Here is a 19,475-nt window from a genome sequence, read left to right on the forward strand (position 1 = left end):
TTTCAGACTTACAAAGCTGTATGCTTAATCCCCCAGGTTTATCGGGTGAGCCTTCATTAGGAGGTATTGATCTTTTCACAGGAGTGAAAAGATCGTATCACCCCCGTGAAAAGATCGTTTCACAGAGGTGAAAAGATCGCTTCACAAGGGTGATACGATAAAAGTCTTAGGCCACGGCTGTTACTTCCTGCTGAGGAATCAGCCATAAGAACCTTATAATCAGAATAATTTGCTTGGATACTCGCCTGCGTCTACCAAGGCTTGGATCTTATCCACAACGCCTTGACGATCCGCTGCGTAAGTTACGCCGAACCATTTGGAGGTTGTATCCAATACTTTCACACGGGCTGTTCCTTCCGTGATCAATTTATTTACCATCAACGGGATGAAATATTCACTCTTTAAATTACCCATGTTCGCTTTCAAGAACTCTTTGAAGAATTCCTCGGAATACTCGAAATAATCGGGAGTGAAGCCCCACATATTCATGGAGACCGGCGTGTTTTCTTCCAATACGACCTTCTTTCCGTTCTCGTCTACAAACTGGATATCTCCGTCGATACGTTCGATAGCGGTACGTTCCACGACGCCTGTCAGATAACCTTCCTCGTTCGTGGCGCAAACACCACGTGCCACGGAACCGCTCTCGCTCAACGTATTACCTACACGGTAGCCTACCATGCAATAATCATTCTTCTTGCCATCCATCTCAGACAATTGCTTGCCTAATACGGCGAAGCTGTCACGTCCGTAGAAATCATCGGCGTTGATTACGGCGAAAGGCTCATTGATAACCTTCTTGCCCATCAATACGGCATGGTTGGTTCCCCACGGTTTCTCACGTCCCTCCGGGCAAGTGAAGCCCTCCGGAAGATCGTTCAAGTCTTGGAATACGACTTCAACCGGGATATGGTTCTCATATTTGGAGATGATTTTCTCACGGAAGTCTTTCTCGAAAGATTTGCGGATAACGAATACAAGTTTACCGAACCCGCCACGAATAGCATCGAAAATAGAATAGTCCATGATGGTCTCGCCATTGGGACCTAGGCCGTCCAATTGTTTTAATCCTCCATAACGACTACCCATTCCGGCTGCCAATACAAATAATGTAGGTTTCATAATGCGTTTCTTTAATGTGTTTTTTAATTCTTCGGGCAAAGTTAATAATTATAGAAACATTGCCATGTTATTGTCCGTCTTTTTATAAAACTTCTAATACGACGATCGACATGGGAGGAAGGCTGACGCTTAACTTTCCCTTTTCCACCTTGGCTCCCTTGAAAACTTCCGGCTTGACCTTCTCCGGCGAATCGAATGTGTTATAGTCGTTTATGGAGGACGCTGTCAGGATACGCCCGTTCACGCTCTTTATCGTTACGTTTTGCAGGTCGATATGGATGTTCTCGCTTTGCCGGGGATCTACGTTTGCCAACGAGATATGGATTTTACCCTGCGAGTCCCGGGATGCGGAGGCGCTTACGACCGGCACTTCCCGGTTGTCTCTTACTTTCTCCTTGTCGCAGATTAGATCCATCGGCAAAAAGGTAGCGTCTTGATGAACCTTGTACATCTCGAACACATGGTAAGTGGGCGTAAGCACCATGTCCTTGCCTTTCGTGAGGATCATGGACTGCAATACATTGACAATCTGTGCGATATTGGTCATTTTCACTCGGTCCGTATATTTGTGGAAGACATGTAGGGTAAGAGCGGCCACGAAAGCGTCGCGCATCGTGTTTTGCTGGAACAGATGGCCGGGGATCGTACCGGGTTCCACATCCCACCAAGTGCCCCATTCGTCTACCATGAGGGCTATATTTTTCTTCGGGTCGTATTTATCCATGATAGCGATATGCTTTTTAACGACATCCTCTATCTCAAGGCATTTTCCTAAGGTCCAGTAATAATCCTCCGTGTTGAAATCGGTAGCGGAGCCTTTATTGTTCCAATCTCCTACTGTATAATAATGTAAAGAGATACCATCCATGCGTCCGCCGATTTGTTTCATCAGCGTCTCGGTCCAGTTGTAATCATAATCGCTGGCACCGCTGGCGATCTTGAACAAGACATTGCTATCATAGTTACGGCAATACGTAGAGTAACGACGGTAAAGGTCGGAATAATATTCCGGTCGCATACTGCCCCCGCATCCCCAACTCTCGTTCCCAACGCCGAAAAACTTGACTTTCCATGCCTTATCCCGGCCATTTTTCCGGCGTAGGTTGGCCATTGGGCTGTCTCCTTCCGAGGTCATGTATTCCACCCATTTAGCCATTTCCTCAACCGTACCGCTTCCCACGTTTCCGCTGATGTAAGGCTCACAACCTAATAACTCACATAGATTCAAGAACTCATGGGTTCCAAAACTATTATCCTCAATCGTCCCTCCCCAGTTATTATTCACCATTTTCGGGCGATTTTCCTTGGGGCCGATTCCATCCATCCAATGATATTCGTCGGCGAAGCAACCGCCCGGCCAACGTAAGTTCGGGATCTGTAGTTTCTTCAACGCGTTTAAGACATCCGTACGGTATCCTTGGGTATTAGGGATGTCGGACTCCGGCCCCACCCATAAGCCACCGTAGATACAACTCCCTAGATGTTCGGCGAATTGCCCGTAAATATGTTTACTGATCTGTTGGTTACCTTGCTCCGGATAAATACGGATATTCGCGTCTCGCTGAGCGAATAAGGGAAGGGCGATAAATGCCCAAACGCTGATTATTAGTTTCTTCATGATATAAATGATTTGTTGGCAAAGATACACTTATTCTTGAATACATGAATCCTTTTATCGTCCGAAAAACACGTACGTGTTTTCGTAAAAAGTCGTACATGTTTTAAAAGAAACACGTACATGTTTTTCTTTTGTGTATTTATCGTATCTTTGTAAGGTTTTAAGGCAAAAGACTAAACAAAATGAGAAAGAGAAAAATGTTTCCGTTTTTAGCGGCTGGGATAGTCGCTTTAGCGAGTTGTAACACTCCTCAGAAAGAGGTAGTGAAGATCGCTGCTATTAATCCTGCGAATATGGATACCACGGTTGCCGCAGGTACGGATTTTTATGAATACGCTTGTGGTGGATGGATAAAGAATAATCCATTGAAACCGGAATACGCTCGTTTCGGAACTTTCGACCAATTACTAGAGAATAACCAAGAACAGCTCCGGGTATTGATCGAGGAACTTAGCGCTACGCCCCATGAGGCGGGTAGTGTCGCCGGGAAGATCGGCGCTTTGTATGCGATGGGATTGGATAGCACGAAGTTGAATGCCGATGGAGTGGCTCCTATCAAAGAGGAACTGGCCGCTATCAATGCGCTGGCAACGAAATCGGATGTCTCTAAGATGGTGGCTACGCTTCATAAGGAAGGCATGGCTCCGTTCTTCGCTTTGTTCGTGGGCGCTGACGAGAAGAATAGTGCCATGAATATCGTCCAGCTGTATCAGGCTGGTATCGGAATGGGCGATCGGGATTATTATTTATTGGAAGATGAAGGCTCCGCCAAGATGCGTGATGCTTACAGGGCTTATATAAATAAATTATTTACATTGGCCGGCTCAAGTCCGGAGCAAGCGGATGCGGCGGTGGATGCCGTGATGAAAATAGAGAAGGCTATCGCCGAGATCTCTTATGGCCGTGAGGATTTGCGTGACTCCCAGAAAAACTATAATAAATTGCCTTACGAGGATTTCAAGAAAATAGAGTCCCCGTTGGATTGGGATGTATATTTTGAATCCATGGGATTAGCCGGGCTGAAAGAGTTGGACGCGAAGCAAATCAACTTCTATAAGGATATGAGTGAGGCTTTGCGGAATACGACGGTCGATGAGCAAAAATATTATTTGGCGTTTAATTTATTGAGCGCGGCGGCTCCATACCTAAGTGATGATTTTGTAGATGCTGATTTTGAGTTCTATGGAAAGGTAATGTCCGGAAAGCAGGAACAACAACCTCGTTGGAAGCGTTCGTTGAATACGGTAAACGGTGCGTTGGGCGAGGCCGTCGGCGAGATGTATGTAGAGAAATACTTCCCGGCTTCTTCCAAGGAAAAGATGTTAACGCTGGTGGGGAATTTGCAGACCGCTTTGAGCGAGCGGATCAACGGCTTGGAATGGATGAGCGATACGACTAAGGCGAAAGCTCAAGAGAAATTGGCTGCCTTTACGGTGAAAATTGGTTATCCGGACAAATGGCGTGATTATAGTGGTTTGGAGATCAAGGACGATTCTTATTGGGCGAATGTTCGCCGTTCTAACATCTTCGATATGGCCTATCAATTGGCGGACGTGGATAAGCCGGTCGATAAGTCTCGTTGGCATATGAATCCGCAGACCGTGAACGCTTATTACAATCCGACTACGAATGAGATCTGTTTCCCGGCCGCGATCCTTCAGCCTCCATTCTTTAATCCGGATGCCGACGATGCGGTGAACTATGGCGCTATCGGTGTGGTAATCGGCCATGAGATGACGCATGGATTCGATGATCAGGGACGTAACTACGATAAGGATGGTAATTTGATCGATTGGTGGACTGCCGAGGATGCTGTTCGTTTCAAGGAGCGTGCTGATAAATTGGTTGATCAATATGACCAGATTATCGTAATAGATACGCTTCATGCCAACGGACGTTTTACGTTGGGTGAGAATATCGCCGACCACGGAGGTTTGTTGGTCGCTCACCAAGCTTATTTGAATAGCTTGAAGGGCAAAGAGACTCCGGCCCCGATCGATGGCTTCACGAATGAGCAACGTTTCTTCTTGGGGTATGCGACGTTGTGGGGACAAAATATCCGTCCCGAGGAGATCCGTCGTCGTACCAAGATCGACCCGCATTCATTGGGAAAATGGCGTGTGAACGCTGCCTTGCGTAATATCGCCCCGTTCTATGCCGCTTTTGACATTAAAGAGGGCGATCCGATGTTTATGGCTCCGGCTGATCGGGTGGTTATCTGGTAATCCAAATACAGAGTTTATATAAATGAGGGAAGTATGTCACGTCAAAAAGGCATACTTCCCTTTTTTCGTTTATCCCGATTTGGCAGTCTGATGCACTTTTCTTATTTTTGTTTGATTAAGAACGTTATACATGAAAATTTTATACCATGCGAAACTATATATCAATCGCCTTGCTTCTCTTGGCATCTTCTGTTTTTGCGTATGATCCTCCCACGATGGGATGGAGCTCATGGAATACCTATCGAGTGAATATCAGCGACAAACTGATAATGAAACAAGCTGATGCGATGTCGCGGAATGGCTTGAAAGAGGTTGGATATAAATATATCAATATTGATGACGGGTATTTTGGGGGACGGGATGCGAGCGGGGAGTTAATCACTCATCCGGTCCGTTTTCCGAATGGCTTGAAGCAGACGGTAGATCATATCCATGCGTTAGGGTTTAAGGCGGGTATTTATTCCGATGCGGGCCGGAATACTTGCGGCTCCTTTTGGGATAAGGATTCTTTAGGGATCAATGTCGGCTTTTATGGGCACGATCGTCAGGACGCAGACTACTTCTTTAAGGAAATAGGATTCGATTTTATTAAGATCGACTTTTGTGGCGGCGATGCCAAACAGAATTTCGATCAATTAGGTCTGGATGAGCAAGAGCGATACACGGCGATCCATAATGCGATACTAGCTACCAGCCGTAAAGATGTGCGTATGAATGTATGTCGTTGGGATTTTCCCGGTACGTGGGTGCATGACGTTGCCTTCTCATGGCGTATCTCGCAAGATATAAATCCTAGCTGGGAGTCCGTGAAGAATATTATCCGGCAGAATCTATATTTGTCCGCTTATGCGAGCGAAGGAAAATATAATGATATGGATATGCTTGAGATCGGCCGTGGAATGAGTGAGGAAGAAGATAAAACTCATTTTGGAATGTGGTGTATCATGAGTTCCCCTTTATTGATTGGCTGTGATCTGACTACCATCTCTGAGAAATCTTTGCGGCTACTGAAAAACGAGGAACTGATAGCGTTAAATCAAGACGTACTAGGCTTGCAAGCTTATGTCGTTAAGCAAATGGATGGAGTGTATATCTTGACAAAGGATCTGGAAGAAGTGAATGGGAATACATGCGCTGTTGCCGTCTATAATTCTACGGATGAGGAACGGACTATTCATCTGGATTTTGCCGATTTCTATTTGCGGGGCGACGTGAGTGTACGGGACTTATTTGAAAGGAGAGATCTTGGAAAGTACAAGGATCGGGATTTTTCCGTAACCATACCTGCGCATGGGACACGTATTTTCCGTCTGGATGGACCGGAAAGGGGAGAACGGACGGTTTATGAGGCGGAATGTGCTTGGTTGCAAGACTATCAAGAAATAAAAAATCACAAAGCGTTTGGAACGGCGATTTATGAGGATGACGGGAATTGCTCTGGAGGTGCGAAGGTTACGGGATTAGGTAATCGTGATAGCAATTATCTGGAATGGCATAATGTATACAGTCGTGAGGGAGGTTTATACTTGATGTCCGTGGATTATCAGTGTGCGGAGAATCGAGAATTAATTTGTCAAGTTAATGGAGTTGTCGTAAAAAATGTAGAGGCTCATCCTGCGCATGAGGTCGCTAGCGAGCAAATAGAGATCCGTTTGAAACCCGGGATGAATCGCATACGCTTATCGAATGGAAACTCATGGATGCCCGATATCGATCGTATGGTTTTACAAAAGAAGTGATGGCTACGTGCTTGAGGGAATTTTCATTCTTCTATATTCTTGAGGTGTCATTCCCGTATGCTGCCTGAAATATTTGTTGAAAAAAGACAGGTTGTTAAAGCCTAAAGAGAAAGCGATCTCTTTTACGGTTAAGTCTGTCGATCTTAATTGTGCCTTGGCATCCATCGTGATAATGGAGGAAATGATTTCCAAGGGAGTAAGTCCGATCGCTTTCTTAATAGTCGTGCAGAAATGAGGTAACGACAAATTTAATTGAGCGGCGTAAAAAGAAACGCTGTGCTCGGTGGTATAATGCTCTACGACAAGTTGGATAAACTTACGGTAAATCTCATTGGTGCGCGTACGGATTCCATTTGTCCAATGGCTATGATTTTTATATAACTCAGCCGTTCCTTGCATGAATATCGTGAGATAAGCGATGACTAGGTTTTTATTTACCATAGAATAAGACGGGGATAAGGATTGCGCACGTATCAATAAACGGTATCCGTCAATATATAATTGAGCTACAGATTCTTCCAGCGGCATGATCGGATGTTCCGTGATAACGGGAAGAAAGCTCATGGTTGATTTAATAAAATTGATGTTTGTCATAAACTCCGAAGAGAATCCGGCGAAATAGAAACGTGCGTCGTCCGATATTTCATGGAACTGGATAAAATTGCTGGGCACTAAGGTCACGAAATCATATTTGTTAATCGTATACTTCGCTAGATTGATAGAAGCCTGCACGGAACCTTCTACACAAAGGAGAAACAAACCTGCCTTTATCTTATGAGGCAGCTTGCTGTATTTGTTTAGCGTCTCTTTTGTGATACGATCTCCGACGATAAAATCGTTCGTGATATCGAATGTGAGCATTTCCTTTTCCATATCTAATCGGTAATTCGTCTCAAATATAGGAATTAATAAATACTTATTATTCAAGATAATAAAAATAGAACATAGAAACGAAAGAATGGATATTGATTCCCTAAAATTTAAGGGCGAACTTTACAAATGACTACTAATCGTAGGAAAGAGGAAACAAAAAGAATATAGTTCGTTAACTAGAAAAGTATTTTGATTATGGAAAAAGGAAGAATTGGACTAAACGCAGGAAAAGTGTGGCATGCGCTAAACGAGGTAAATGAAATATCTACGCAAGAGTTAAGCCGTAAATTGTCTTTAAGTATTGAGGACCTAGCCTTGGCTATTGGCTGGTTGGCTAGAGAAAACAATATTTATATCACGAGAAAGAATGGTTTGTTGTATGTCAGCAATGGCATCAAATCCAATATGTACTATTAAAAGGAAACAAAAAAAGGCTATCCATCACGGACAGCCAATCTTCATTGTTAACCTTAAATCTAATACCATGAAAAACACAGTGCAAATATAGAGGTTTTATGTTATGTAGCATAACGAATAGTTTGGAAATCTCATTTACTTAACGTGATTTAACAAAATCATGTTCTAAAACATATCTTTTGAGACATAATTCATAAACACAAGCGTTACTTTTATCTATTACCACCTTTACTTGACTTTTAAATCAAGTAAAGGATGGTAATTTAAGTAATGCCTTATTCGGCTAGTAGAATGATATGTTTCGTTAAGTCATTAAACTTGATAAAATAGGTACCGGCGGAAACCTTTACATTATCACCTCCGTCAAATTTGGCGAATTGTCCTTGTTTATCGTTCCATAAACTATTGCTGCCACCGAAGCTTACGGCCCAGTCATGATCCGCACGTAATTTCAAACCGCCATCGGACGGAATCTCTATTTTCTCGCCGATCCAGATGTGCTTGTCGTAACTAGCCTGTTGTAAATCTAGATCACCACCCCAATCATTGAAGTCTCCAATCAGGGAGATTTGTTTGTATTCGGTTGTCGCTCCGGTATAAGGTTCGATGCTGTATTTGTTACCAGCCAAGTCTAACGTGATCGTATAATAGCCATCCTGCGTGAAGCCTTCGATATTACCGCTACCGCCGTCATTGCTTAATGCTCCGTCGCTGTCGTAACCCCATTGAATGCCCCAATCACCCGGGGTTTGAATGATCTTGAATGCGCTACCGGCTTTTACGAAACCCGTGTAAGTGAATAACATATTATTAACATCGTCGTCGGCGAATATACGCATCGATGGGTCGTTATTGTTCCATCCGTTGTCGAATATGTCACCCACGAAATAAACTTGGGTACGGGCGCCACTATATGGAGTGATCGCCATGTTTACCGTGTTCGAATAAAGTTCGGGAACACTGTCGTTAATAAATGCTTTAAGACGGAAGTCCACATTATAAGCTACGGTGGGATTAACCATTCCCAGATTGTTCATGGCATCATTCAGCTCGAATGTCTTGATCAAGACTTTTTCGCCGGAACCGGTAGTCGGCAGCGACTCGAATTTCTCGAATTCAGTTCCTCCTTCACAGACTTGTACGGTATACGTTACACCTGCCGCGAAACCGTAATCCGGTTGTTCACAGGTAAAAATATCGATGATACTACTGGCATTTTCCGGCATTAAAGTATATGAGCTATTATTCGGAGCATTGAGGGTAAAAGATATATTATTACCTTCTGAGTCCTTTAGGTCATTGATAACCGGATCTTTATCGTCCGTGCAGGCAGAAAAAGCACAGATGCCCGCAAACACGATGGATAATATATTGACTTTATTCATAATTGTTACTTATTAATAGGTTTTACGATTAATAACCCGGATTTTGTTTCAAGTTACTGTTTACCACGAGTTGGGTCGAAGGAATCGGTAACAATGAGAAGTGACTGGAGATTGAAGTACCTCCCGCTGTCTCGCCTTTCCAATCCCAAGTATAATTGGAGGTGAACTTATTGTAGCGGATCAAATCCGTACGGCGTTGCGCCTCAAAATAGAACTCACGGGCCTTCTCATCAAGCACAAAATCCAAAGTAAGATCGGTTGCCGTAATTTCCGTGGCTTTCGCTCTTTTCCGTAGTTGGTTAATAGCGCTTAAAGCGGCTTGTTTATCGCCTCCTGCCCGTAATGTGGCTTCGGCGAAGGTCAGATTAGCCTCGGCTAAACGGAACAATGGGAAATCCATATCCGGGAACTGCTGATTCGGATCATGACCGATTTGTCCGGATTTCGTGATATTCTTGAATTTAGTTACAGAATAACCTTCTGTAAACTCGGTCGGCTTATTGATCTCGAATGTACGGTCTGTAGTCCAGAAAGAGGCACGTGTATCAGTTGTTTTCGATAAGTCTCCGTCAGAAGCGAACTTTTTCACCAATGCCATGCGGGCACGGTTACCACCCCATGCTTCTTTAGTTCCGAAATCAACCAGTGCGTTCATGTCACCACTGATAAAGCTGGCGATAAAGAACAATCCGGACCAAGAGCGGGTCTGTACGCCATCATAACAAATCGGCAGGATCATCTCGGGAGAGGTGTTGTTATCTGCAAGGAAATTATCTCCATAATTAGGAGCCAGAGAGAAACCGGCGTCCATGACTTTCTTTGAGTATTCAGCGGCGGCAGACCATTGAGGGGTACCTGTATATACTTCCGCGTTCAGATATAAGCGGGAAAGTAGCATCCATACGGCGGCTTGATCGGCACGTCCATATACATTTGCACGGGGAGCCTTCATTTGTGGCTCGATTTCTTTCAACTCTTTCTCTATATAGGTATAGAGATTCGCCCGGGTAATCCGTTCGGGAACATAGGTACCGATACCCGTGTTCTCATCAACGAACGGGACATTGCCATATAAATCAATCAAATAATAATAATCCAAGGCACGGATAAAACGAACTTCAGCACGCTGTGTAAGACTTTCCTCGTCATCCTTGCCCTCTGTCTGTATTAAGAAGTTATTACACTGAGCGATTTGGATGTACAGACGGTTGAACATATTCAATACCACACCGTTCGAGGCGGTAAACTTAGCGAAGTTCAAGGGATATACATCCACGTCGCCAGACCAAGCGCAAATCGCCTCGTCCGTAGGAAGCTCATTTAGGTTGAATAGCATACGCATCAAACCCGACGCTCCCTCATCCGTGTCGGCGATATCTCCTTGTCCGTCGGGACCTTTATTTCCTGTGATGGCTAATCCCGCATAGATCTTGGCGAAATTGGCGTTCTGATCGAACTCTACGTTTAGGTTCGGATCAATAGGCGTAACATCGAGATCACCTAGGCAAGAGGTGAAGTTTACGCTAAAAACCAGCGATAAAGCCGGTATTATATATTTAAAGAATTTCGTATTCATATAGATATCCTGATTTAAAATTAGAAGTTAAGACTTACACCGAGTATACCTACCAATGGGCGAGGATATACGTTCTTATCGATACCGAAGGTCTTATCAGCTGCGTTCGCTACCTCCGGATCCAATCCTTTATATTTCGTGATAACAAAAGGATTCTGTACGGTTCCGTAGATGCGTCCGCCCAATACGCCGAATAATTTGTTGAAAGAGTAACCCAACGTGATATTATCGCAGCGTAAGAAGGATGCGTTTTGTACATAATAATCGGACAATACGTTCATGTTCTGGAAATTCGTATCGAAAGCGGATAGCGGACGGTTGGATAGATAGCCTTTATTGTTAATACTACCTTCACTTAATGCCGCATTGGATGAGGCTACATTATTATATACATAGTTCCCGAGGTTGGAACGAAGTGAGAAACTGAAATCCCATGCTTTCCATACCAATTTAGAAGTAAAGCCCATCGTTACATCGGCCGCCGGTTTATGGCAGAAATAACGGTCCTCGTCATTGATCACGCCATCTCCGTTGCGGTCCACGTATAATCCTTCGATCGGATTTCCCTGTTGATCATATACCTGCTCGTATACATAGAATGAGTTCGCCGGGTGATTCACGCCTTGTGCCTGTATCATGGTCCCGGTACCACCTTCTACGGTTCCTGTCAATACGATGGATGAGGCGTCATCCTGTGCGGTTAGCTTGGTAATCTCGTTGTTGTTCCAAGCGACATTAAAGCCTAGATCCCATTTCCAATCAGGGGTTGAGATCGCTTTAGCGTTGATGGAGAACTCAACACCTTGATTTCTCAAAGAACCGATATTGCTGACGATACGGTTCTTGAAGTTTGTTCCGGCCGGTACGTCGATCACATTGATCAAGTCCTTAGTTTCCCTGTAATAATAATCCAAGGATGAAGTGATACGGTTATCTAAGAATCCGAAGTCGAATCCGGCGTTCCAAGTAGTAGTCTCCTCCCATTTCAAGTTCGGGTTGTAACCGTCGGGACGGGCGATAGGAACAAATTGGTCGCCAAATTGATAGTAGGCTCCGTCTTGTCCCGCAAAATAAGTCGCCATATACGGGTAGTCTCCTTGCGAGATATCCTGTTGACCGGTAATACCATAACCCAAGCGTAGTTTTAAATCCGATACAGCGTCCACGTCTTTCATAAAGCCCTCTTCCTTGATCTTCCATCCTAAAGCCACGGAAGGGAACAATCCCCAACGGTTGTCTTTAGAGAAGCGGGAAGTGCCATCGTTACGTAAGGTAGCGGTGATAAGATAGCGATTCATGAATGAATAATTGACACGTCCGAAGAAAGAGATCAAATAACTTTCTGTCTTGAAAATATAAGAAGTCGGGTTATCTCCGTTCAAGTTATTGTATGCGTTCTCTGTGGAACGATGGAAATGTTGCCAAGAGTAACCAGCCATGATATCAAAATGATGCTTTTCATTGAAATCCTTAGCGTACTGCAAATAAAAATCCAATAGGTGATTGTATTTGTCGATTGTCTCATAACCTGTTTTGCCGTTATCCACGTAACCTAATGGAGATTCTTTCGGATAGTAAATATCTTGTGTACCGGTAGCCATATCCATGCCTAAATTCAAGTTCGCACGTAATTCGGGAAGGAAATGGAATTTATAATCAACTTGGATATTACCGACTAAGTTTTTAGAATTAGCCTCTTCTTTTTTCTGTTGAAGCATCGCTACCGGGTTTTTTGTAGCGATTGAGATAAATTCACCGGCATTTTCCCAAGCGAAATAACCTCCGTATTTACTGTTGCCGTTCATGACTGGTTGAGTCGGGTCGAATGCGATTGCCGCTCCGATAGCTCCCGTATCGGCGAAACGATTATTTGAGATCATTCCCTTGGCGTTGAAGTTAATATTTAAATGATCTTCGAAGAAACTGGGAGCTAGGTTTACAGATCCAGTATAACGTTCGAACTTAGAGGTTTTCAATATACCATTTTGGTTTGTATATCCGACGGATACACGATAAGGCATATTATTCAAGCCTCCGGATACCGTGATATTATGATCGGTTCCCACTGCTGTACGGAAGATCTCTTTCTGCCAATCCGTATTTTCTTTTCCTAATAACTTAACGGCGCTTGATTCCGCCCCAAAACGATCCGTTACGAAATTACGATATTCGTCAGCTCCCATAACATCGATTGATTTGGTCTTCGTGCTGATAGAAACGTTTCCATCGTACGTAACCCGTGGGCGGGAGCCTTTTTCACCTTTCTTAGTGGTGATAAGAATCACACCGTTAGAGGCACGCGAACCATAGATCGCTGTGGCGGATGCGTCTTTTAATACGGTGAATGTTGCGATATCGTTCGGGTTGATCGTACTCAACGGGTTGGATACCCCTTTGATACCGTCATTGTCGATCGGAAGTCCATCGATAACGATCAGCGGGTTGTTGCTGGCCGATAAGGAAGAACCACCACGGATGCGGATACTGGCTCCCGAACCCGGAGCTCCACCGTCAGTCGTGATATTTACACCGGCGATTTTACCGTTGATCATATCGGTTGCGGTGGTGGTCAAACCCCGGTTCATCTTATCTGGCTTAATGGCCGTCACGGAACCGGTAGCGTCATCTTTCTTCACCGTACCATAACCGATTACGACAATCTCGTCCAATACTTCCGTATCTTCTTGTAATACGACAATTAAATTACTTTGTCCTTGGTTGATAATGTCTTGTGATTTGTAGCCTATGTAAGAAATACCGATCGTACTTCCTTTAGGCGCCGAGAGCATAAAGTTACCGTCGAAATCGGTAACAGTTCCATTCGTAGTTCCTTTTTCAAGGATACTAGCCCCGATGATGGGTTCACCTTTCGCATCTTTCACGTTGCCTTTGATCGTGACGTCTTGTGCGAAAACATTGCAGGAGAGAAACAATCCTATCAAGACAGATAAGATTACTCTTGCGTCGCAAGAATACATTTTTTGTTTCATGCATTAGACAGTTTAAGATTAATACTCTATTATATTTATTGAATTTTAGCCATAGTATATGAATGCAAATGTATGTTTATCAAACCTCTCATGTTGTTAAAATGTTTGTCGATACCCCTATAAATTTACGCAAACGTTCTCGCAAACGTTTGCATTATATGACCTAAATACATATCTTTGATTTTATAAAAAAGAGAACCATGAAAAAGCGTCAAATCACGATAAAGGATATAGCGAAAGCCTTGCATATTTCCCCGTCAACAGTCTCTCGGTCCTTGGCTGATCATCCGGATATCAGCCAAGAAACCAAGAATATAGTGAATGCTTACGCTCGTGAACATAAATATAAGCCCAATGCCTTAGCCTTGAGTTTACGGACAAATAATACGAAAACAATCGGTGTTATTTTACCGCAGATCGTACATTATTTCTTTTCTTCTGTTTTATCCGGTATAGAAGATGAGGCGGAAAAGGGAGGGTATCGTGTTATTATTTGTCAAAGTAATGAGAATTATGAGAAAGAAGTAAAAGGTGCGCAAGCTTTATTGGAAGCACGTGTTTGCGGTGTCTTGGCTTCTGTCGCTAAAACGACGACGATCTACAATCATTTTCAAGAACTAATCGATAGCGATATACCCATGGTGTTTTTCGATCGTATATGCACGGGGATCTTGACAGACCGGGTGGTCGTTGATGATTATGCCGGGGTTTGCTCCGCTGTTGAATACTTGATTCGTAGCGGTTGCCGGCGAATCGCCTTTTTCGGATCTCCTTCTCATTTAGCGATCTCTAATAATCGTAGGATGGGATATGAGGATGCTTTGCGTAAAAATGGATTACCGGTAGATAAAGAGTTAATCAAGATTTGTGATAATTATACCGAGGCGCTTCGGTTGACCCCGGAATTATTGTCGTTACCCAATCGTCCGGATGCGTTCTTCGCCGTAAATGATGAGACTGCTATAGGGGTGCTGAATGTTGTCAAGGCCAAGGGATTGAGGATACCCGATGAGGTTTCGATTTGTGGGTTTACGAATAATAGCTTAGCGGAAGTTAGCGATCCCCTGCTGACCTCCGTGGATCAACATGGTTATGAGTTGGGAGCTATCGCTATGCGTTTGCTGATAGAACGTTTGAATGGCGTGCGTGACGGGGATCGTATCGTGAGCAAGATTATCAAGACAAATCTGGTGGTGAGACAGTCTACCCGTTAAAAAAGTGGCTTCCGAAAACGTTTGCTTTACTTCTTTGCATGAATTTGAATAGGGACGACGTCCTGTTTCGGAATAATTCCGTATGTTTGTCACCAAACAAATAAATACCTTAAAAAACATAATTCTCATGAAAACAAAACCATTTTTGAGTTTTTGGCAAATTTGGAATCTAACTTTCGGTTTCTTGGGCATTCAATTCGGTTTCGCCCTTCAGAACGCAAATTCAAGTAGAATACTTCAAACCTATGGAGCGGATGTAGAGCAACTATCCTTATTTTGGTTAGCGGCTCCGCTGACAGGTATGATCATACAACCTATCATTGGTCATTATTCCGACCAAACTTGGTGCCGTTTAGGACGTCGGCGTCCGTTTTTTCTGGTAGGAGCTATCTTTACGACGATTGCCTTGATATTGATGCCGAATGCGGGATTGTTCTTGTCACCCGGTACAGAGACGGCTATTTTATCTCCCGTATTGATTGGTGCGGGTATGTTGATGATCATGGATGCTTCCATCAATGTAACGATGGAGCCTTTCCGTGCCTTGGTAGGGGATATGCTACCCGATGAGCAGCATACGACTGGCTTCTCGATCCAGACTTTCTTGATCGGCATCGGTGCTGTCGTTGGTTCCTTGTTGCCGAGTATTATGAATAAGGTGTTTGGTTTATCTAATACGGCGGTTGCTGGTGAGGTTGCCGATAATGTTAAATTCGCCTTTTATGCCGGTGCGGCGATTTTATTAGCGAGCGTATTATGGACAATTTTTAAGACAAAGGAATATTCCCCGGAAGAGATGGCTGAGTTTCGGCTTTCCGGTGGTGAGGTCATTGAAAAAAGGCGGGATAGCAATGGTTTTATGGAGATCATGCATGATATTTTTCATATGCCTAAAATAATGTTACAGTTAGGTTTATGCCAGTTTTTCGCTTGGTTTGCCTTGTATTCCATGTGGGTTTATTCTACGCCTGCTATCGCTGAACATGTATATGGGGCAACAGATCCTGCTTCCGCCGAATATGCGATGGCTGGCGATAAGGTAGGTGAGTTATTCAGTATCTATAATTTTGTGGCGATGTTATTCGCTTTATTATTGATCCCGATTGCCCGTCATTTAGGTCGGAAAATGACTCATGCCCTCTGTTTATGCCTAGGAGGGGCAGGGCTGGTTTCTCTCTATTTGTTGAATAGCACAGGAATGATGGTCTTTTCCATGATTGGCATCGGTATAGCGTGGGCAAGTATATTGGCGATGCCTTATGCTATTCTTTCCGATAGTCTTCCCGCTGATAAGATGGGTACTTATATGGGTATATTTAATTTCTTTATAACGATACCTCAGATCACGAATGGAATCATTCATGGATGGATTGTACGTAATGTTTATCATGGGCATGCCGTGTTCGCTTTGTTAACGGGAGGTGTTTTCTTGTTTTTCGCCGCTGCCGCAGTTAGTCTTGTCAAAGAGAAAAAGTTCAGTCGAAAAGTGTAAGGTATATAAGTCCGGTTTCCTGTTGTCAAGCGTAAAAACGCTATACCCAAGTCAAACAGCAAGTTATTATAATGTAGGTAGAAAAACGTATCTCAGATAATCCCGGGTCACCCCGGGACAACAACAGGAAACCAATGGACTAACTACTAAAAGGCTTCTTCCTCTTCCTTTTGGCGTGATCCTATGACGCGAAGAACTAACATCGCTACCGTAATCACACCGAGGGATCCCATGGTTACGTTTTTAGTAACCTCATTGTCAAATGTTGTAGTTCCGACTAATACCAATACGATAAATGAAACCATCATGATTGCATCAGCCAAATCTTTATTTATTCTCATGATCTTCTTATTTTTTTAGGATTCGATAATTGTTGTATTTTATTATTCTTTTTCCAAGACTTCCTCTTCCGATGACGTCCCGGTACTACTCAGTCCTTTCATTATGCCATATAGACCAACACATAGAGTGCCCATAACTACTACTAATTTAATATAGTCGTTAGGGATGATAGAACTGCATGCGAATACACAACCTGCGATTGTTAGAAGAACATAAAGATATATACGTATTTTACCTGATTTATTAGTTGTCATAATTGTAATTTTTAATTGTTTATAATAATGTAAATGGGCAATAACTCCCCGGAAATATTGATTTAATAAATGCAATATTCCTGCCGATAAGACATATCAATGACTTACCGAAAGATACAAATATGAAACAATTAAAAACTAAATAATGAGTTTTCGTAGGGCAAAGACATGCTCTCCCATACGACACAGAAGTGTGGATAAATTTATGATCTGATAAGTGGATATATGTTGAGATACTCTATGAAGTTGATTTACTCCTCTCAAACGCATGTCTTGAAGGGATTTCTCCATATTTTTCCATATCCGTATTTCGATAGTGTTGTTTGTCGTTTGTGAAATCCTGCGGGGAGTTAAGCAGTTGCTGCTTTTCAGCTCGTTACTTAATACTTCGAAACGACGTTGGGCATCCGCCGTGTTTTTTTCTTTCATAACGGCCTCTTTAGTCGCAGACATAACCTCATCCATACTCTTTGTTCCTTCTTCGGGAGCAAACAGCATGAAGCTAATCAACAGACCTAATATGAATAGAAAATTCTTCATGGTGCAAATATACAAGTATTTCTTTAGATAATAACAACAGTATATGTTATTTGTTTTTTATTTTTGTAGTTATTTTAAGAATAAAACAATAGAATGGAGAATAACAGATCGAGAATTCAAGCTTGGTTAGAGGCGGCACGTCCGAAAACGTTGCCGGCATCATTTAGTCCGGTATTAGTTGGGTGTGCGCTGGCTTACAGGGATGGAGTATTTAAATTGGCTCCGGCGATCCTTTGTGTTTTGGTGGCTTTACTCGCCCAGATAGCCAGTAATTTTGCCAATGATTATTTTGATTTTAAGAAGGGGGTGGATAAGGAGGACCGGTTAGGCCCGGAGCGAGCGGTGGCTTCCGGTTGGATAACTCCTAAGGCAATGCTATGGGGGACTTTTATCACGTTGGGGCTTTCTTGTCTATGTGGCTGTTTCTTGTTGTTCTTTGCCGGCTGGGAGCTCATCGGTGTAGGAATTGCTATCGCGATTTGTGTCTTGGCTTATTCAGCAGGGCCGTTTCCTTTGGCTTATAACGGGCTGGGGGATGTGTGTGTCGTATTGTTTTATGGGATTATTCCGGTTTGTTTTACGTATTATGTACAAGCTTTATCGTTTTCCTTATTGTCATTCTTGCTTTCGTTGTCATTGGGGCTGTTGTCCGCTAATATTTTGATCGTGAATAATTACCGGGATTATGAGCAAGATAAGGCGGCTCGTAAACGGACTACGATTGTGCTATTCGGGCGTACGTTCGGGTTGTTAGCTTATTTGCTGAACGGTATATTGGCTGTCTTGATCACGCTGCCTTTATTGATGGATGCCTCACCTTGGCTTGTTTGTTTATTCGCGGCTTTTAGCGTGCTGTTTGCCGCCACATGGCTGGAGATGAAACACTATCAAGGCCGTGAGCTTAATAGAACTTTAGGGCATACGGCACGGAATGTATTTATCTATGCCGTATTGCTTTCGATTGTATTATTATTTGGTTCTTAAGATGTGCCGTGCTTTGAACAATCGCTTGGCCTCATGGAGACTTTTCTGTATGTATTTGGACAGGATAATCAATGTAACCGCTACGATAATCAGTAAGATTCCTAAAGCGAGGTGAGGGGTGAAAGGCTCTCCAAAGACTAAAACACCTACGCAGACGGCTGTCACGGGTTCTGTTGCTCCCAGTACGGAAGTTAGGGTGGAACCGATATGGTGTACGGCTTGTACCAATGTAATGTTAGATACTACGGTTGGCAAGAAGGCTAATAAGACGAGGTTAATAAAAGAGGGCAGGTCTGGAATGGGTTGGATTCCTGTTCCTGCCTGTGCTTTTATGAAAAATAAAGAGGTACTGACGATAAATACATAGAACGTAAGTTTTCGTCCCGGCATATCATGTACCCTCGATTTATTGACGGTGACGATATAGAGGGCATAAGCGACGGCGGAAAGTAATACGATGATTACGCCTAGCCCGTTTAATCGCATCTCTCCTCCATCAATGGATAGACGGGCTACTCCACAAATAGCGAGCCCGATCGCCAAGAGCGTAATCCATGATGTTTTTTCTTTGAATACAAACAGCATGAATAGGGTTACGAATATCGGATAGGTGAAATGTAGAGTCGTGGCGATTCCCGCCGCCATAAAATTATAGCCCCAAAACAGGAACATTGCCGAGCCTGTATAAAAAGCACCCAATAAAA

Annotated in this window: 15 protein-coding genes; 6 read left to right on the forward strand and 9 right to left on the reverse strand. The window is 43.4% G+C overall.

Going from position 1 to position 19,475, the window contains the following annotated elements; translation table 11 throughout:
- Nucleotides 1-219: 219 nt before the first annotated feature.
- Both DW033_RS08010 and DW033_RS08015 read right to left on the reverse strand, forming a co-directional pair.
- Entirely contained in the window at nucleotides 220-1,122 is a 903-nt protein-coding gene (locus DW033_RS08010) for a nucleotidyltransferase (RefSeq protein ID WP_005867990.1), read from the reverse strand.
- A gap of 82 nt (nucleotides 1,123-1,204) precedes the next feature.
- Nucleotides 1,205-2,740: an alpha-N-arabinofuranosidase gene (locus DW033_RS08015; protein ID WP_005855809.1), complete on the reverse strand. Its 1,536-nt coding sequence runs from the start codon at nucleotides 2,738-2,740 to the stop codon at nucleotides 1,205-1,207.
- A gap of 182 nt (nucleotides 2,741-2,922) precedes the next feature.
- Between DW033_RS08015 and DW033_RS08020 the strand changes: the two genes are divergently transcribed.
- Nucleotides 2,923-4,965, forward strand: coding sequence for a M13 family metallopeptidase (locus DW033_RS08020; protein WP_005867991.1), 2,043 nt, complete (start codon nucleotides 2,923-2,925; stop codon nucleotides 4,963-4,965).
- Nucleotides 4,966-5,111: 146 nt separating this feature from the next.
- Nucleotides 5,112-6,704, forward strand: a complete 1,593-nt coding sequence (locus tag DW033_RS08025) for an alpha-galactosidase (RefSeq protein WP_122382631.1) — start codon at nucleotides 5,112-5,114, stop codon at nucleotides 6,702-6,704.
- A 3-nt stretch (nucleotides 6,705-6,707) separates the two neighbouring features.
- Here DW033_RS08025 and DW033_RS08030 read toward each other — a convergent pair whose 3' ends face one another.
- A complete protein-coding gene (locus DW033_RS08030; protein ID WP_008778253.1) occupies nucleotides 6,708-7,577 on the reverse strand; it encodes an AraC family transcriptional regulator in 870 nt (289 codons plus the stop codon).
- 195 nt (nucleotides 7,578-7,772) lie between these two features.
- On the opposite strand from DW033_RS08030, the gene DW033_RS08035 reads away from it, so the two are divergent.
- Complete coding sequence (locus DW033_RS08035) at nucleotides 7,773-7,994, forward strand: winged helix-turn-helix domain-containing protein (protein WP_005855817.1); 222 nt, start codon at nucleotides 7,773-7,775, stop codon at nucleotides 7,992-7,994.
- 275 nt (nucleotides 7,995-8,269) lie between these two features.
- Here DW033_RS08035 and DW033_RS08040 read toward each other — a convergent pair whose 3' ends face one another.
- The 3 genes from DW033_RS08040 to DW033_RS08050 are packed head-to-tail and all read right to left on the reverse strand — an operon-like array spanning nucleotide 8,270 to nucleotide 13,945.
- Entirely contained in the window at nucleotides 8,270-9,379 is a 1,110-nt protein-coding gene (locus DW033_RS08040; RefSeq protein WP_005855818.1) for a SusE domain-containing protein, read from the reverse strand.
- A 28-nt stretch (nucleotides 9,380-9,407) separates the two neighbouring features.
- A complete protein-coding gene (locus tag DW033_RS08045; RefSeq protein ID WP_122382632.1) occupies nucleotides 9,408-10,955 on the reverse strand; it encodes a RagB/SusD family nutrient uptake outer membrane protein in 1,548 nt (515 codons plus the stop codon).
- A gap of 20 nt (nucleotides 10,956-10,975) precedes the next feature.
- Nucleotides 10,976-13,945: a TonB-dependent receptor gene (locus tag DW033_RS08050; protein ID WP_122382633.1), complete on the reverse strand. Its 2,970-nt coding sequence runs from the start codon at nucleotides 13,943-13,945 to the stop codon at nucleotides 10,976-10,978.
- Nucleotides 13,946-14,145: 200 nt separating this feature from the next.
- Here DW033_RS08050 and DW033_RS08055 point away from each other — a divergent pair, with 200 nt between their 5' ends.
- Complete coding sequence (locus DW033_RS08055; RefSeq protein WP_005855821.1) at nucleotides 14,146-15,159, forward strand: LacI family DNA-binding transcriptional regulator; 1,014 nt, start codon at nucleotides 14,146-14,148, stop codon at nucleotides 15,157-15,159.
- Between the two features lie 127 nt (nucleotides 15,160-15,286).
- Complete coding sequence (locus DW033_RS08060; RefSeq protein ID WP_005867995.1) at nucleotides 15,287-16,651, forward strand: MFS transporter; 1,365 nt, start codon at nucleotides 15,287-15,289, stop codon at nucleotides 16,649-16,651.
- Between the two features lie 146 nt (nucleotides 16,652-16,797).
- Here the strand turns inward: DW033_RS08060 and DW033_RS08065 are convergent, their stop codons facing one another.
- Nucleotides 16,798-16,992 carry a hypothetical protein gene (locus tag DW033_RS08065; RefSeq protein ID WP_005855829.1) on the reverse strand — a complete coding sequence of 65 codons (195 nt, stop codon included), beginning with the start codon at nucleotides 16,990-16,992 and terminating at the stop codon, nucleotides 16,798-16,800.
- 393 nt (nucleotides 16,993-17,385) lie between these two features.
- Nucleotides 17,386-17,787, reverse strand: a complete 402-nt coding sequence (locus DW033_RS08075) for a hypothetical protein (protein ID WP_005867997.1) — start codon at nucleotides 17,785-17,787, stop codon at nucleotides 17,386-17,388.
- Between the two features lie 93 nt (nucleotides 17,788-17,880).
- Between DW033_RS08075 and DW033_RS08080 the strand changes: the two genes are divergently transcribed.
- Nucleotides 17,881-18,771, forward strand: a complete 891-nt coding sequence (locus tag DW033_RS08080) for a 1,4-dihydroxy-2-naphthoate polyprenyltransferase (RefSeq protein WP_122382634.1) — start codon at nucleotides 17,881-17,883, stop codon at nucleotides 18,769-18,771.
- Here DW033_RS08080 and DW033_RS08085 read toward each other — a convergent pair.
- The coding region (locus DW033_RS08085; protein WP_233554157.1) for a DMT family transporter at nucleotides 18,757-19,475 on the reverse strand (719 nt) is incomplete at its 5' end. The two genes, DW033_RS08080 and DW033_RS08085, sit on opposite strands and share 15 nt — an antisense overlap.

It is taken from the genome of Parabacteroides sp. AF39-10AC, assembly GCF_003635405.1.
Classification (GTDB): domain Bacteria; phylum Bacteroidota; class Bacteroidia; order Bacteroidales; family Tannerellaceae; genus Parabacteroides; species Parabacteroides distasonis.

Coding starts and splice junctions, on each gene's coding strand:
- DW033_RS08030 (WP_008778253.1), bottom strand. CDS start 7,577: ATGGAAAAGGAAATGCTCACATTCGATATCACGAACGATTTTATCGTC.
- DW033_RS08015 (WP_005855809.1), bottom strand. CDS start 2,740: ATGAAGAAACTAATAATCAGCGTTTGGGCATTTATCGCCCTTCCCTTA.
- DW033_RS08020 (WP_005867991.1), top strand. CDS start 2,923: ATGAGAAAGAGAAAAATGTTTCCGTTTTTAGCGGCTGGGATAGTCGCT.
- DW033_RS08045 (WP_122382632.1), bottom strand. CDS start 10,955: ATGAATACGAAATTCTTTAAATATATAATACCGGCTTTATCGCTGGTT.
- DW033_RS08025 (WP_122382631.1), top strand. CDS start 5,112: ATGCGAAACTATATATCAATCGCCTTGCTTCTCTTGGCATCTTCTGTT.
- DW033_RS08035 (WP_005855817.1), top strand. CDS start 7,773: ATGGAAAAAGGAAGAATTGGACTAAACGCAGGAAAAGTGTGGCATGCG.
- DW033_RS08050 (WP_122382633.1), bottom strand. CDS start 13,945: ATGAAACAAAAAATGTATTCTTGCGACGCAAGAGTAATCTTATCTGTC.
- DW033_RS08080 (WP_122382634.1), top strand. CDS start 17,881: ATGGAGAATAACAGATCGAGAATTCAAGCTTGGTTAGAGGCGGCACGT.
- DW033_RS08075 (WP_005867997.1), bottom strand. CDS start 17,787: ATGAAGAATTTTCTATTCATATTAGGTCTGTTGATTAGCTTCATGCTG.
- DW033_RS08065 (WP_005855829.1), bottom strand. CDS start 16,992: ATGAGAATAAATAAAGATTTGGCTGATGCAATCATGATGGTTTCATTT.
- DW033_RS08010 (WP_005867990.1), bottom strand. CDS start 1,122: ATGAAACCTACATTATTTGTATTGGCAGCCGGAATGGGTAGTCGTTAT.
- DW033_RS08055 (WP_005855821.1), top strand. CDS start 14,146: ATGAAAAAGCGTCAAATCACGATAAAGGATATAGCGAAAGCCTTGCAT.
- DW033_RS08060 (WP_005867995.1), top strand. CDS start 15,287: ATGAAAACAAAACCATTTTTGAGTTTTTGGCAAATTTGGAATCTAACT.
- DW033_RS08040 (WP_005855818.1), bottom strand. CDS start 9,379: ATGAATAAAGTCAATATATTATCCATCGTGTTTGCGGGCATCTGTGCT.